We start from the raw sequence: 13,734 nt of genomic DNA on the forward strand, positions 1-13,734 counted from the left end.
CCGGTGCCGCCCACGCTACGGCCGGCAGCTTGGCCGTGCGCGAGCCCGAAACGGTTCGCCGCTGGCTGACCCGCCACGGTGCCGACGCCATTTTCCTCGGTGCCGACTACAAGGGCGAGCATATCCTCATCAACGCCTGGGCCGACCAAAGCGCCCTTACCCTGGCCGGCTTCATCACCGATTACCTGGCCGCTGGCGCCCGCACCTTCATCTGCACCGACGTGAGCAAGGACGGCCTCCTGCAGGGCCCCGCGCTGGCTAAATATAAGGAGCTGGTGCTGCAATTCCCCGAGGCTCGCTTCGTGGCCAGTGGTGGCGTCACCACCATTGCCGACCTGGAGTCTCTGGCCGAAGCCGGCCTGCACGGCGCCATCATCGGCAAAGCCCTCTACGAAGGCACCATCGGCTTTCCCGACTTGGCCCGCTTCCTGTAGCTGCAGCAGCGGAAAGGAGCAGAGCACAAATAGACGCTAACCGTAGCTTACCCGTCCCAATCAGCCACCCGGCACCCTGTATCTGCCGCAGTAACCAGCCCCACCGCCCAGAACTAGCGAAAGCCACCCACTAGCGCCGTCCATAACATCCGTGAAATCCGCTTAAATCCGAAAAATCCGTGGTCAAGAAAAGACTCATTCCCTGCCTCGACGTGCGCGACGGGCGCACCGTGAAAGGCATTCAGTTCGTGGGCCTGCGCGACGCTGGCGACCCGGTAGCCCTGGCCGAGCGCTACGCCCGCGAGGGGGCCGACGAGCTGGTGTTTCTCGACATCACGGCCACCAACCAGCGTCGCCAGCCTCTCACCGAACTGGTGCGCAACGTGGCCCGGGTCCTCGACATTCCCTTCACCGTGGGCGGTGGCATCAATACCGTGGCCGACGTGGAAGCTCTGCTTCTGAGCGGCGCCGACAAGGTATCCATTAACTCGGCCGCCCTGGCCCGGCCTGAGTTCATCAACGAGCTGGCCCGCCGCTTCGGCTCGCAGTGCGTAGTGGTGGCCGTCGATGCGCGCTTAGTAGAAGGTGAGTGGCAGGTAATGACCCGCGCCGGCACCACGCCCACCGCCCGCGAGGCCGTGGCCTGGTGCCGCGAAGCCGCCGAGCGCGGGGCCGGCGAAATCCTGCTCACTTCGATGAGCCACGACGGCACCAAATCGGGCTTTGCTCTGGAGCTGACGCGCGCCGTGGCTGATGCCGTGCCTATTCCGGTTATCGCCTCGGGTGGGGCCGGCCAACCTGCTGACTTCACGGCCGTTTTTGAAGCCGGCAGGGCCGATGCCGCTCTCGCCGCCAGCATCTTCCACTTCAACGAAACGGCGCTGCCTGCTTTGAAAGCGTATTTGCACGAGGCCGGTATTCCCGTACGGGCCTAGGCTGCTCTTTTTTTATCAACTAAACCACTTGGCGATGTTCGCACAACCTGCTTCCCTGGATTCCCTCCGATTCGACCCAGCTACGGGGCTGGCACCTGCTGTTGTGCAGGATGCTGCTACCGGCCAAGTACTTATGCTCGGGTACGTCAATACCGAATCGTGGGCTAAAACGCGGCAGGAGGGGCGGGTTACGTTTTTCTCGCGGTCGAAAAACCGGCTCTGGACCAAAGGGGAGGAAAGCGGCAATTTCCTGCAGGTGGAGAGCTTGCACGTCGACTGCGACGCCGATACCGTACTTATCCGGGCCACGCCGGCAGGACCCACCTGCCACCGCGGAACCGTGAGTTGCTTCGAGCAGGCCGATGAAGTAGCCGTTCCAAATGCTCCGGTGGGTTTCCTGGCCCAGCTGGAGCGGCTTGTCGTCGAGCGGCAGCAACACCCCGAGGCGTCCCCGACGTCCTACACGGTTTCGCTTTTCCAGAAGGGAATGCCTAAAATTGCGCAGAAAGTAGGCGAGGAGGCCGTCGAAACGGTTATCGATGCGGTAGCAGGGCATCGCGAAACCCTTCCTGGCGAAGTAGCCGATTTGCTATACCATTTGCTGGTGCTGTTGGTGGCAGCCGGCGTACCGTTGCAGGAAATAATAGGCGTGTTGCAGGAGCGGCACCGCATTCCCAGCACCCGGCATCTCGCTGGCAAGTAGGCCCCTCACCGGACATACAAAAAGCAACAGGGCATTCAATAGTTGAATGCCCTGTTGCTTTTTGTACTGGCAGTATTCGTGCGTAATCAGGCATGCGAGGTTGCCCTTAGCTGCCGCCGAATTTTCTCCAAAAGTGCAATGGCGATGGTTAAATCATCTTCATCGGTAATTTCCAATATGGTGTTTACCCCCGGGCCGCTCATTTGCATCTGATAGCCATTTACCGTTATTGCCGGCGATGTTATTGCGGGCTGGGCTGTGGCAGGCAATATTGGCGGTTCTACAACCTTAGGCTGATACATTTCAGCTCGTTCCGGCTCTCCCAATTTTTCAGGAGTTTGTCCGGTACGTATCTGAACGGCCTCTGCCGGGTGTTCTATTGCCGAATCGATGCCAAACAAGCTTGCTACCGCATCTTGCTCGACCGCTTGAGCATCAGTGGTTGCTTGCTGGATAAATGTTCCTGTTGGTTGTGCAAATAGGCCTAATGCAGGGTGCGCAGGGGTGGGTTCAAAAGGTTTATCTGCTTCAGGGTTGCTACTGCCAGATGGATTGAACGATTGCAGAGGTGGAGGAGTGCTGGAAAGTTCACGACGTGGCGAGCGTGTGGTGCTTAATGCATCGATATCGGCAATAATATTTCGCTCATCCAGTAGTCCACACATTCGGCAGCCATCTACAAAAGCTTTAGCGACGTTTTGCGCATTGATTTCCTCGACACCAAACTCGCGAATGAGCATTACGTCGAGCATTTGTACTGGTAGTTCGCGGTTGCGGAACTTCCGGCACAGTTGGGTGAACAGGGGAGGTGTCAGGAATGCTTCCCGATGAAACTGTAGTTCCTCGGCTTTGTCATAGGCGTGCTTGATGCGGCGAAACAGGGTAGTGGTGGTGAGCAACTCGCGTTTGCTGGTCATCAGACCAAATTTTACCGCCGAGCCGATGATGGCCTTAAATGACCCACTCACCTTACGATTCAACTTTCGGGCTGCGGTTTCTATGGCACACTTTCCACCGGTATCATCAACAATTTCCGCGAGTTCCCACGCTCCTGTGTAGCTGGTTCTGGGGTAGTCTATAAGTTTTGGCATGGAGTTTATTTTATGTGTGTTTACGTGTAAAGCAAAAAAAAGTTTTAAAATTGGAGCATTTTTATACTATTATGCACTACAGTATTGCGCTTGTAATTATTATATCACGATGAATAGTATAAAAGTCGATTAGTATTCGTATCACGTAGAGTATTTCAGTTTTTCTCTTTATTATTTTGATACAATAGCATCTTAAAGAAACTTAAGTAATAAATGGCTGCACGAAACGAGTGCTATCCGACATATTTACTTAATATGACCAGTCAATGGTGTTTTAAATAGCATACAAAAGTATATAAACTTCCTGAATTTTAAACTTTTTTTTACCTAGACATGAGCTGCTATCTATTCATAAAATTCCTGGTAGGGGAAGTAGACTAAGCACTACTGCCATGAAATATCACATGAGTCGTGATACAACGGATTAATTTAATTGATACATCACAGGACATTACGCTTCATATGTAACTACATCAATCGAGATAGTTGCTGGTACCCGACAGCATCACTAGAAACTTAGCAATATTGTTCGTGGCAACTAACACTAAAAGGCATGACACAACGGATATGAACTGGCACAGGATATGAACTAGCACACGACGTACACAAGCTTCCAGCATTAGACGGATTCAAGAATATAACCTCAAATACTAGAAGCACCAAAAGCTACTTACCGTTTCGATAACCATGAAGATGCCACAATTCGCGAAGAGGACGCGCAAAAAATGGAACACGAGCAACGACGAGTTAATGAGTTACCTACGCACAGTAGATGACGTACAACAGAACCGTTTAATGTACGGAAACACAGCAGCCAACCACCATCACAGCATACTAAATGCTTTCCACCATTTTGTCTTATAATTTATATTATGTTAAACTGCGTATGTAAAATAAGAGGAGCTACCCATTAAGGCAACTCCTCTCTCCTAACTTGCTTATACCTGAGAATTATTTCTTATCCAAAGCATCAAGCCGAGCCTGTAGACGCTCTGAATCGGCAGTGCGACCCAAACGGAAATAAATCTTCTTGAGGGAGGTCAGCGTATTCCTGTCATTCGGCTGCAATTCCAAAGCGCGCTCGAAGTATGGAATAGCGGCTTCAAAGTACTTTTTACCCTCGCCCTCCAACTTGCGGCCTGATACATTGTACGTCTTCAGGTCCATCTTACTGGCTTTCGTATACGCATCAGCAGCCTTGTTGTAATTGTAGACACCGAGGTTAAACTGAGCGTCGAAGTTCTTGGGGTCAAGCTCAACAGCTTTGCGGTAATCAGCGACCGCCAAGTCTGTTTTTTTCTGTTGGTCGTACAGCGAGCCGCGCACTGCATACAGGTTAGAATTGGTTGGGTCAGCTGCAATCGTTTTATTGATTTTAGCAATCGCATCTTCCCCCTTACCACCAGCCAACGATGCATTCAAGTCTTCGAGCATGAAGTTCTTGTTGTTCGGATAAGCTACCAGCGCCTGCTGCAACACCTTCGAGGCTTCGGCATTGTCGTTCTGCTGACGGGCAATCTGAAGCAGACGGTTGTACAAAGCCGCCGACTTGTAGTTCATGCCCAGTAGTTGATTGTAGCTGGCTTTAGCACCGGCGTAGTCCTGCTTGGCTTCGTATGCATAAGCAGAATACAGAACGGCCGTCGTATCCTGAGGCTTAATTTGGGATGCCAGCTTGTAGCTGCCAATGGCCTTATCGTAGTCCTTGGCATTATAGCTATTCACGGCATCGTTGAACGCGCGACCGTAAAGACCGTCGAGACGGGGCACGGCCTGCTTACCGAATTCACCGTCTTTGGTATCTAGCTCAATGGTTTTATTATAGGATTCGTAGGCCTTCTGCAAACCTTCGCCTGGCTGCAGTTGCTTGCTATAAATCGGGCTTTCCATCATGCCCTCGTAAATCTGCCCGCGGGTAAACCAGGTTTTGGCTTTGCCGCTGGTTTTTTCGTTCACAATGGCTTTGTCGATATCGACGCGGGCTTTATCGAGCAGGCCGGTGCGCTGATTCAGGATGGCATTCGTGACGGCCGACGTTTGGGCCGAAACCATCAGGGGTGCCCCAGTGGCCAACGTAGCAGCGGCAGCAAGCGTCAAAAAAGTCTTCTTCATGAGGTTAGGAATGTGCAGGTTAAAGCCAAGTCACCACGCAAGATGCGTGCCTTTTAAGCTGAATACTGCGTAAAAAAAAGGAAAAAGCGTGAGAAATGTTGCTCCGTTAATCGGCCCAAAAACGCCGAATCGGGCCCTTGGGTTCATCAAAAATAAACGGGGCGGCCCAAATGGACCGCCCCGCTCCTATTTCAGCAACTATGCCAAATCGGTTTATTCGTCCGAATCAGCCTCGTCATCATCCTCATCAAGGTCCTCATCGTCCTCTTCGAGGTCGTCAGTGTCGTCCTCATCATCCGCATCGGTAGCCAGGGCAGCATGCGTGATAGGCGCACCATTTTCGGCCAGGGCCTCCCCTGTTTCACCGGCCAATACGGCCGTGGTTTCGGCTTCTTCCTTGTCTTCGGCTTCAACTTTAGCGACCGACGAAATTTCGTCGTTGCCACTGATTTTAATCAGGCGCACACCTTGCGTGGCACGGCCAATGGTGCGCAAATCACTAATGCGCAGACGAATGGTGATACCCGACTTGTTGATAATCATCAGGTCATCAGCATCGTTCACGTCTTTGATGGCCACCAGGTTACCGGTTTTCTCAGTAATCTTCATGGCCCGCACGCCTTTGCCACCGCGCTTGGTCACGCGGTACTCATCGAGCTGGCTGCGTTTGCCGAAGCCGTTTTCGCTCACCACCAGTAGCTCCTGCGTGGGGTCCGATACGCAGACCATGCCCACCACGCGGTTGCCGGGTACATCTTCGAGCCGGATGCCGCGTACGCCAGCGGCCGCGCGGCCCATCGAGCGAGCTTCGCGCTCATTGAAGCGCACGGCGCGGCCGGTGCGCGAGGCCAGAATCACCTCCGCGTTCGGCGCCAGCAGCTGCACGTCGAGAATGCGGTCGCCTTCGTTGATGGTGATGGCGTTGATGCCCGCCGTGCGGGGGCGCGAGTAGGCTTCGAGCGGGGTTTTCTTCACCGTGCCCTGCTCGGTGCAGAACATCAGGTAAGTGTTTTCGAGGTAGTCCGGGTCTTTCAGGCCGCGCACGTTCACCACGGACCGCACCTTGTCTTCGCGCGGAATCTCGATGAGGTTCTGAATGGGCAGGCCTTTGATAGTCTTCCCTCCTTCCGGCACTTCGTACACCTTCAGCCAGAATACGCGCCCTAGCTCAGTAAAGAACAGCAGGTACTCGTGCGTGGTAGCTACGAACAGGTGCTCGGTGAAGTCGTCCTTTTTCGAGGTAGCACCGCGTGAGCCCGCGCCGCCGCGGCCCTGGGCGCGATATTCGTCGAGATTGGTACGCTTGATGTAGCCTTCGCGCGAGATGGTGATAACCATCGCCTCGTCGGCAATCATGTCCTCGGTCGAGAAATCACCGCCCTGGTAGTTGATTTCGGTGCGACGGGCATCGCCGTACCGCTCGCGTATGTCTTCGAGCTCGGTTTTGATAATGCCGCGCTGCAATACCTCCGATTCCAGCACCGACTTCAGGTAGTCGATGAGCTTCATCAGCTCGTTGTACTCAGCCACAATCTTATCGCGCTCCAGGCCGGTGAGGCGCTGCAGGCGCATGTCGAGAATGGCACGGGCCTGCACCTCGCTCAGCGCGAAACGCTCGATGAGCTGACCGCGGGCCACCTCGGGGTCGCGCGAGCCGCGAATGAGCGCAATAACTTCGTCGAGGTGGTCGAGGGCAATGAGCAGGCCTTCGAGGATATGGGCGCGCTTCTGCGCTTCGGCCAGCTCGTACTTGGTGCGGCGCACGATAACCTCGGCGCGGTGCTCCACGAAGTACTGGATGAGCTGCTGCAGGTTCAGCGTCATGGGGCGACCCTTCACGAGGCACACGTTGTTGACGCCGAACGAGCTTTGCAGCTGCGTGTATTTGTAGAGGTTGTTGAGCACCACGCTGGGCATGGCGTCGCGTTTGAGGTCGTACACGATGCGCATGCCGTCGCGGTCCGACTCGTCGCGCAGGTCGGCGATGCCCTCAATCTTCTTGTCGTTAATGAGCGCGGCGGTCTTCTCAATCATCGACGCCTTGTTCACCATGTAGGGAATTTCGGTGACGACGATTTGCTCCTTGCCGGTTTTCGACGTTTCGAACGTGGCTTTAGCGCGCATCACAATGCGGCCGCGGCCGGTTTCGAAGGCCTGCTTCACGCCCTCGTAGCCGTAGATGATACCGCCCGTAGGGAAGTCGGGGGCCGTCACATATTGCATCAGCTCGGCCACGGTGATGTCGGGATTGTCGAGGTAGGCGATGATGCCATTCACGACTTCCGTCATGTTATGGGGAGCCATGTTGGTGGCCATGCCCACGGCAATACCCGACGTGCCGTTCACCAGCAGGTTCGGGAATTTGGCGGGCAGCACACTGGGCTCTTCCAACGAGTCGTCGAAGTTGGGCTGAAAGTCAACCGTGTCTTTGTCGAGGTCGCCGAGCATTTCGTCGGCCAGGCGCTTGAGGCGGGCTTCGGTGTAGCGCATAGCGGCCGGCGAGTCGCCGTCGACCGAGCCGAAGTTACCCTGGCCGTCCACGAGCGGGTAGCGCAGGCTCCAGTCCTGGGCCATGCGCACCATAGTGTCATACACCGAGCTGTCGCCGTGCGGGTGGTATTTACCCAGCACCTCGCCCACGATACGGGCCGATTTTTTGTAGGATTTGTTGTAGCCCACGCCCAGCTCGCTCATGCCGTAGAGCACGCGGCGGTGCACGGGTTTCAGGCCATCGCGCACGTCGGGCAGGGCCCGGGAGATGATAACCGACATCGAGTAGTCGATGTACGCGCCGCGCATCTCGTCTTCGATGTTAATCGGAATGATTTTTTCGCCTTCCGCCATTGAGGGGGTTGCTAGGCGGCTGATAAAATCCCAATGAAGGGGCCTAAAAGCCGCACGGTGAATGGTTCTTTATGTGCACGCGAAGATACAACAAAAAGGCCGCAACGACAAGCGTAGCGGCCTTTTTTGAGGCATTCTGGGCGTACTTTCGGCGGGCTCCTCTCCCACCGGCTCCACCCCGTAAACAGACAATTTGCAACCAACTGCGGCCGTCCGCGCGGCCCGGCCGAAAGTCGCCTATTTCAGGCTTTTGCTGCGGTCATTGTTCGGGGCAAAGCCTTTATCCTTGTGCGTTTTGATTTTCTCGCCGATGGCCGGGTTCTGCTTTTTCCAGAGCGGCTGGCCGCGGTACTTGATGCCGTTGTGAAAATGTTGCTTGCGCACGTGGCAGGTATCAATGGGGCAGGTGCGGCAGCTGGCCAGCACCACCAGCAACAAGGGCAGCAAACGGAAAAACGGCTTCATAGCGGCAAAGGTACGGGCGCGCGGCCCAGCCCGCCGGCTAGGCTTCGCCATCCCACTCGGCCAGGAACCGGGCCACAAAATCCTCCATGTAGGCGTGACGGCCGGCGGCCACGGCACGGGCAGCGTCGGTATTGAGCCGGTCCTGGAGGTGCAGCAGCTTCTCGTAGAAGTGGTTGATGGTGGGCGCGGTGTTTTTCTGGTAGCTGGCGAAGGAGTCGTGCACCACGGGCGGCACGGCGGGGTCGTGCAACGGGCGGCCCTTGTGGCCGCCGTAGGCGAAGGCCCGCGCAATGCCCACGGCCCCGATGGCATCGAGCCGGTCGGCATCCTGCACCAACGCAGCTTCGAGCGACGACACCGGCGTGGCCACCCCCAGGCCCTTGAAAGACACTTCGCGAATCACCGTTTCAACGCGCTGGATGAGGTTTTCGTCGGCACCCTGACTATGCAGCCAGGCGCGCGCGGCGCGGGGGCCGGCTTCGTAGTCGCCCTCGTGAAACTTCCAGTCGGCAATGTCGTGCAGCAGCGCGGCCAGCTCGGTCACGGTGGTATCGGCGCCGGGCGAGGCGGTAGCCAAGCGGCGGGCCATCAGCCACACCCGGCGAATGTGGGCCCAGTCGTGCCCGCTGCCTTCGCCCGAAAACAGCTTTTCCATGTGGGCGGCGGTGGCCGCAATCAGGTCGTTCGTCATAAGCGGAAGCCGGTCAGTTCGGCGCAAATGGTTAGCAAAGAAAAAGCGGCCGCTACCGAAGCAGCGGCCGCCTGCGAGACGGGCAAAAGTAGCCGTTACCGGGCATTATTGCTCATTCAGGGCCCAGTTATACGTCAGGTATGAGAGCGTGGCGTCGGGCTTAATTTTGGTATCGGCGTAGCGGTTAATGAATTCCTGCACCGACTTGCTGCCATTTTTGGTGAAGTCCTTCGGGTAGAAATTGAAAATCGACGAAACCTGCGGCTTGTCGGGCGGAGTAAGCTTGTTTTTGGCCGGGTTGTTCACGAAGTCATGCCCCTGGTCGTCGAGCTGCGCGCTGAGGCGGGAGCCCACGTAGGCTTCGTTGCGCAGCCGCGGGCACGACATGGCCGCGCAGACCAGCGCCAGGTGAATGCGGTTGTCCTTAAACTTTTTGCGGATGATGCGGTGCTCGATATCGTTTAGCGAATACGCCTCGCCGCCGAGATGAATGAAGTGCTTATCCCAAGGGGTATTCACAAATATTTTGTCGCCGCCCAGGTCTTTGATACTCTTCACCGGATAATTCCGGATGATGAGTTGCACCGTGTAGGCATTGTAGGCATTGAGCCAGTAAGCCAGCCGGTCGGCCTCCGTCCAGCTCTTGCTGGGCATATGCGTTGCCAGTTCCTGCAGGTAGGTATTGAGCGCGGCACTGTCGGCGCGCAGGCCGCGGTAGTTCACGAGGCCGCGCTCGTTCACGTACTGTTTCAGCAGCGTGTTCCAGCCGGCGTGCGTGGGCGGCGTGGTTTCTGAAGCCGCCGTGGGGTTGAGGGGAATGAGGTAGCGCACGTAGCCGCAGCCGGAAAAGCTGCTGCTGCCCACTAGCAAAACAAGTAACAAGGCAGATGAACGGATAAAACGAGTCATGGAGCAAAGGTTAGAAAATTGAAAGTTGCAGAGAACTGCGGGATACGTACGACGGGAAAGGCGCTTGGGTAAGCAATAGCTACTTCCTAAATCTGATTTTCATGTAGCCCGCCGTTTCTTCGCACTTTCGCTCTCAGTTCCCTTCGGTATGCCCTCCCGTTACTCGGCCCTCGCGGCCCTGCTCCTGCCGCTTTCCGTGGCCGCGCAGTCGCCCACTCCCTCCGATACCACGCACAAGTATCAGAACCCCGCCGGCGTATCAGCCGGCGCGAAAAAGCCGTTTTTCCAAAGCAAGGGCTTCCGGGCTACCATTGTGCCGGCGCTGCTCATCGGCTACGGGGCCAGCACCATCAACGGCCACGGCCTGTACAGCTCCTACGACCTGCACAACGACGTGCGGCACGTATTTGGCAACTATCGCAACCACATCGACGACTATTTGCAGTGGGCTCCCTACCTCGAGATTCCGGCCGTCCTGCTGGCCGGCGTCGAATCGAAAAACGACCGGCTGAACCTGGGGCTGGTCGTGCTGAAAAGCGAGGCCATTATGCTGGGCTCGGTGTACATCGTGAAAACCCTGACGCACGTGCAACGCCCCGATGGCTCCGACAACCTCTCGTTTCCGTCGGGGCACACGGCACAGGCGTTTCTGGCGGCCAGCATCGTGCATACCGAGTTTCGCGACAAAAGCCAGTGGTACGGCATCGGGGCCTACACGCTGGCCACCAGCGTGGCCGCTTTCCGCATGATAAACGACAAGCACTGGCAATCCGACGTGGTGGCCGGCGCCGGCTTCGGCATCCTCTCAGCCCACCTCGCCTACCTCAGCCACCGCAACCGCTGGGGCCGCAAGCCCACCGGCCGCGGCATGGGCGAAACCAGCTTCGTACCGCTCTGGACGCCCGCCGGCGGCGCCGGCCTCTGCCTGAGCTGGCAACCCAAATAACTCCTAAAAACCGCCGCCAACCCTAACGGCGGCGCCAAATTCCCGTAGTATTCAACTTCCCCTTTACTTACGTTTGCCCTCATGGAAACCAAGCTCCTCACCAAATTTCGCATTTTTAAACTCAGCTTCGAAGCTAACGTGCACGACCACGGCTCGATGTGGACTTATAAGCACATCCAGGGCGAACAAAACCACGAATTCGACAGCGAAAAAGACGCGCTGGAATGGGTGCACGAAAACCCCGAAATCATGATTAAGTGCCGCGAGTTCGTGATTCTGCCCGTCTACCACCTCGTGCTAGCCTAGGCAAAAAACCCCTCTACTGGAAATAAAAAGCCCCGTTGCAGTGCTGCAACGGGGCTTTTTTACGAACTGGAGCCGCCTGTCGGACTCGAACCAACGACCCTCTGATTACAAGTCAGAAGCTCTACCAACTGAGCTAAGGCGGCGAGTTGATGGGACAAAACTACATAGCCCGCGCCGTTTTTTTCCGTCTTTGTAGAAAAAAAAGGCCCCGCGCGGTAGCGCGGGGCCTTTTTTGAGCTGAAAGTAAGCAGCTTAGCTGCGCACCATTTTCAGCTGTTTTTTCAACGCATCGATGCGCTTCTGGCCTTCGGCGATTCGGCCCTGGTATTCCTCGCGCAGCTGCGAGGCATTTTTGGAGCGGGCAAAGAAGTCGAGGTTGGTTTGAAGCGTGGCGGCGTCGTTCTCCAGCTCGTTGATTTCCTTACGCAGCGCCATTTCCTTGCGGGTAAGCTGCTGCTGGGCGTGCGGACGGGCTTTGAGGCGGGCCACTTCGGTTTGGAACAGCAGGCTGGTACGGTCGTCGTAGCTGAGGCCGGGCACCTGGTCGAGGTACTTGCCCAGTAGTTTCAGGAGTTGCTCTTCACTGGCGTCGCCGGTGCCGCGGTTGGGCTCGGCATCATTGGCGTCAAATGCGGTCGACCAATCGGCCAGGATGGCGCGGAAGCCTTCCAGCGAACCCGGATTCTCGGCCGAGAGGGCGGCAACCTGCCCGGCTACTTTTTCGAGATGGGCGGTTTGCTCGGCCGAAGCCTGCTGCACCTTCTCTTCGCGCTGACGGAACTCCTGCTTGGGACGCTCAAACACGGCATCACAAGCGGCGCGGAAACGGTGCCAGAGCTTATCGGCCAGCTTGTCGGGCACGCGGCCCACTTCCTTCCACTCTTTCTGCACCCGGATGATGGCCTGGCGGGCGGCGTCCTGGTCGGGGTTGTTCTGCGCTTCTTCGGCCTGGTCGATGAGTGCCTGCTTGGCTTTCACGTTGGCCGATTTCTCGTTGTCGAGGGCTTTGAAGAAGTCGTTTTTGCGGTTGAAGAAAGCCTTGTAGGCAGCCCAGTACTGCTTGTTCAGGGCATCGGCCTGCGCGCGGGGCACGAGGCCGGCGGCTTCCCACTCGGTTTTGATTTCCTGCAGCTCGTCAGTTTTCGAGCGCCACAGGTTCACGCGGTCCGTCTCGAATGTGGCGAAGGGCAGTACACGCTCCAACAGCGCCTGCTTCACTACCAGGTTGGCTTTTTCAACTACCGAGCGCTGGTCGGCAAACTCCTTGCGGCGCTGGTGCAGCACGTCGGACGCAGCAATGAAACGCTGCCACAGCGGCTCGCGCTGGTCGTTGGGCACGGGGCCGATGTTCTTCCAGTCTTCGTGCAGCTTGGTCAGCTCGTCGAGGGCTTTGTTGATGCCGGGAGCCGTGGCCAAGGCTTCGGCGCGCTTGATGAGGGCCTCTTTGGCCTCCAGGTTGCGCCGGCGGTCAAGGTCCTTCATCTGCAGGAACTGCCCCTGCTTGCTGTAGTAGATGTCGAGCAGGCCGTGGTAAGTATCCCAAATCGACTGGCTGTCGGTTTGTGGCACGGCGCCGGTGGCTTTCCACTCGGCCTGCAGCGCTTTCAGCCTGGACGAGCTGTCCTTGGTTTCGGCGGCTTCCACCAGCGTGCGCAGCTGGTCGAGCAGGGCCTTTTTCTTGGTCAGGTTATCGGCGCGGCTGGCGTCTTCGGCCTTGGCATCTTTGGCGCGGTTCTCGCGGAATTCCTGCAGAGCCTTGTTGAGCTCCTGCTGACCTTCGGGCTGCTGGAAGGCAAAGGCTTCGGCGCCCTCGCCCCCGGCAGCGAATTTCTCGCGGGCGGCGGTGCGGGCCTGGCCCACGTTGGCTTCGTATTGGCGGGTAAGGTCCTGAATCTGCTTGCGGTTGGCGCGGGCGTCGGGGCGACGCAGCAGCTCCACCAGGTAGTTAGCCTGGGCAGGCAGGTCGAGGCCGGCAAAGTCGGGCATTTCGGCCGGCGCGGCGGCTTCTTCGGCTGCCAGGGGCGTTTCCGAAGAAGTGGGCAGCGCGGCCACGCTTTCGGGAGCCGATTCAAGCTCGGCGGCAGCGTGCAGGGGCACTACCGGCAATTCGGAGGCCTGGTCTTCCACCGTTTCAGCGGTGGGGGCACTCAGCGTTTCGGGGTCGGCAATGGGGGCCGGGTTGGCGCTGGCAATGTGCTCGTCGGCGGGCAGCGCTTCGGGATTGGGGGTATCGGCAGCGCCGGCTTCCGGGGCATCGACGCCATAGTGCGCCATAGCGCGGGCCTGCGGGGCCGATAC

12 protein-coding genes and 1 tRNA gene are annotated in these 13,734 nt (G+C 57.4%); 5 read left to right on the forward strand and 8 right to left on the reverse strand.

Annotation, left to right across the window (positions count from 1 at the left end):
- The 3 genes from ACYVDE_RS05055 to hisIE form a co-directional block, all read left to right on the forward strand.
- On the forward strand, positions 1-434 hold a 434-nt coding region (locus ACYVDE_RS05055), incomplete at its 5' end, for a 1-(5-phosphoribosyl)-5-[(5-phosphoribosylamino)methylideneamino]imidazole-4-carboxamide isomerase (RefSeq protein WP_460500380.1).
- A gap of 179 nt (positions 435-613) precedes the next feature.
- Positions 614-1,369 carry an imidazole glycerol phosphate synthase subunit HisF gene (gene hisF / locus ACYVDE_RS05060; RefSeq protein ID WP_460500382.1) on the forward strand — a complete coding sequence of 252 codons (756 nt, stop codon included), beginning with the start codon at positions 614-616 and terminating at the stop codon, positions 1,367-1,369.
- Between the two features lie 34 nt (positions 1,370-1,403).
- Positions 1,404-2,072 carry a bifunctional phosphoribosyl-AMP cyclohydrolase/phosphoribosyl-ATP diphosphatase HisIE gene (gene hisIE / locus ACYVDE_RS05065; protein ID WP_460500383.1) on the forward strand — a complete coding sequence of 223 codons (669 nt, stop codon included), beginning with the start codon at positions 1,404-1,406 and terminating at the stop codon, positions 2,070-2,072.
- An 86-nt stretch (positions 2,073-2,158) separates the two neighbouring features.
- Here the strand turns inward: hisIE and ACYVDE_RS05070 are convergent, their stop codons facing one another.
- The 6 genes from ACYVDE_RS05070 to ACYVDE_RS05095 all read right to left on the reverse strand — a co-directional run bounded on the left by ACYVDE_RS05070 (position 2,159) and on the right by ACYVDE_RS05095 (position 10,184).
- On the reverse strand, positions 2,159-3,163 hold the full coding sequence (locus ACYVDE_RS05070) for a hypothetical protein (RefSeq protein WP_460500384.1): 1,005 nt from the start codon (positions 3,161-3,163) through the stop codon (positions 2,159-2,161).
- A gap of 951 nt (positions 3,164-4,114) precedes the next feature.
- Complete coding sequence (locus tag ACYVDE_RS05075) at positions 4,115-5,275, reverse strand: tetratricopeptide repeat protein (protein ID WP_460500385.1); 1,161 nt, start codon at positions 5,273-5,275, stop codon at positions 4,115-4,117.
- 213 nt (positions 5,276-5,488) lie between these two features.
- Positions 5,489-8,119: a DNA gyrase subunit A gene (gyrA, locus tag ACYVDE_RS05080; protein ID WP_460500386.1), complete on the reverse strand. Its 2,631-nt coding sequence runs from the start codon at positions 8,117-8,119 to the stop codon at positions 5,489-5,491.
- Positions 8,120-8,356: 237 nt separating this feature from the next.
- Positions 8,357-8,584 carry a hypothetical protein gene (locus ACYVDE_RS05085; RefSeq protein ID WP_460500387.1) on the reverse strand — a complete coding sequence of 76 codons (228 nt, stop codon included), beginning with the start codon at positions 8,582-8,584 and terminating at the stop codon, positions 8,357-8,359.
- Between the two features lie 37 nt (positions 8,585-8,621).
- Positions 8,622-9,275: an HD domain-containing protein gene (locus ACYVDE_RS05090; RefSeq protein ID WP_460500388.1), complete on the reverse strand. Its 654-nt coding sequence runs from the start codon at positions 9,273-9,275 to the stop codon at positions 8,622-8,624.
- A 105-nt stretch (positions 9,276-9,380) separates the two neighbouring features.
- Positions 9,381-10,184, reverse strand: a complete 804-nt coding sequence (locus ACYVDE_RS05095) for a DUF547 domain-containing protein (protein WP_460500389.1) — start codon at positions 10,182-10,184, stop codon at positions 9,381-9,383.
- A gap of 148 nt (positions 10,185-10,332) precedes the next feature.
- Here ACYVDE_RS05095 and ACYVDE_RS05100 point away from each other — a divergent pair, with 148 nt between their 5' ends.
- Together ACYVDE_RS05100 and ACYVDE_RS05105 are read left to right on the forward strand one after the other, a co-directional pair.
- Positions 10,333-11,130 (forward strand): phosphatase PAP2 family protein, encoded by a 798-nt coding sequence (locus ACYVDE_RS05100; RefSeq protein ID WP_460500390.1) that lies wholly within the window; start codon positions 10,333-10,335, stop codon positions 11,128-11,130.
- Positions 11,131-11,211: 81 nt separating this feature from the next.
- Positions 11,212-11,436 (forward strand): hypothetical protein, encoded by a 225-nt coding sequence (locus ACYVDE_RS05105; RefSeq protein WP_460500391.1) that lies wholly within the window; start codon positions 11,212-11,214, stop codon positions 11,434-11,436.
- Positions 11,437-11,503: 67 nt separating this feature from the next.
- Here the strand turns inward: ACYVDE_RS05105 and ACYVDE_RS05110 are convergent.
- Both ACYVDE_RS05110 and ACYVDE_RS05115 read right to left on the reverse strand, forming a co-directional pair.
- Positions 11,504-11,579 (reverse strand) — tRNA-Thr (locus ACYVDE_RS05110).
- A gap of 109 nt (positions 11,580-11,688) precedes the next feature.
- On the reverse strand, positions 11,689-13,734 hold a 2,046-nt coding region (locus ACYVDE_RS05115; RefSeq protein WP_460500392.1), incomplete at its 5' end, for a DUF349 domain-containing protein.

This window comes from Hymenobacter agri (genome assembly GCF_054778495.1).

What these genes read in the sequence shown, in the direction of transcription:
- hisIE (WP_460500383.1), top strand. Translation starts at nt 1,404, where the DNA reads ATGTTCGCACAACCTGCTTCCCTGGATTCCCTCCGATTCGACCCAGCT.
- ACYVDE_RS05070 (WP_460500384.1), bottom strand. Translation starts at nt 3,163, where the DNA reads ATGCCAAAACTTATAGACTACCCCAGAACCAGCTACACAGGAGCGTGG.
- ACYVDE_RS05075 (WP_460500385.1), bottom strand. Translation starts at nt 5,275, where the DNA reads ATGAAGAAGACTTTTTTGACGCTTGCTGCCGCTGCTACGTTGGCCACT.
- gyrA (WP_460500386.1), bottom strand. Translation starts at nt 8,119, where the DNA reads ATGGCGGAAGGCGAAAAAATCATTCCGATTAACATCGAAGACGAGATG.
- ACYVDE_RS05085 (WP_460500387.1), bottom strand. Translation starts at nt 8,584, where the DNA reads ATGAAGCCGTTTTTCCGTTTGCTGCCCTTGTTGCTGGTGGTGCTGGCC.
- ACYVDE_RS05090 (WP_460500388.1), bottom strand. Translation starts at nt 9,275, where the DNA reads ATGACGAACGACCTGATTGCGGCCACCGCCGCCCACATGGAAAAGCTG.
- ACYVDE_RS05095 (WP_460500389.1), bottom strand. Translation starts at nt 10,184, where the DNA reads ATGACTCGTTTTATCCGTTCATCTGCCTTGTTACTTGTTTTGCTAGTG.
- ACYVDE_RS05100 (WP_460500390.1), top strand. Translation starts at nt 10,333, where the DNA reads ATGCCCTCCCGTTACTCGGCCCTCGCGGCCCTGCTCCTGCCGCTTTCC.
- ACYVDE_RS05105 (WP_460500391.1), top strand. Translation starts at nt 11,212, where the DNA reads ATGGAAACCAAGCTCCTCACCAAATTTCGCATTTTTAAACTCAGCTTC.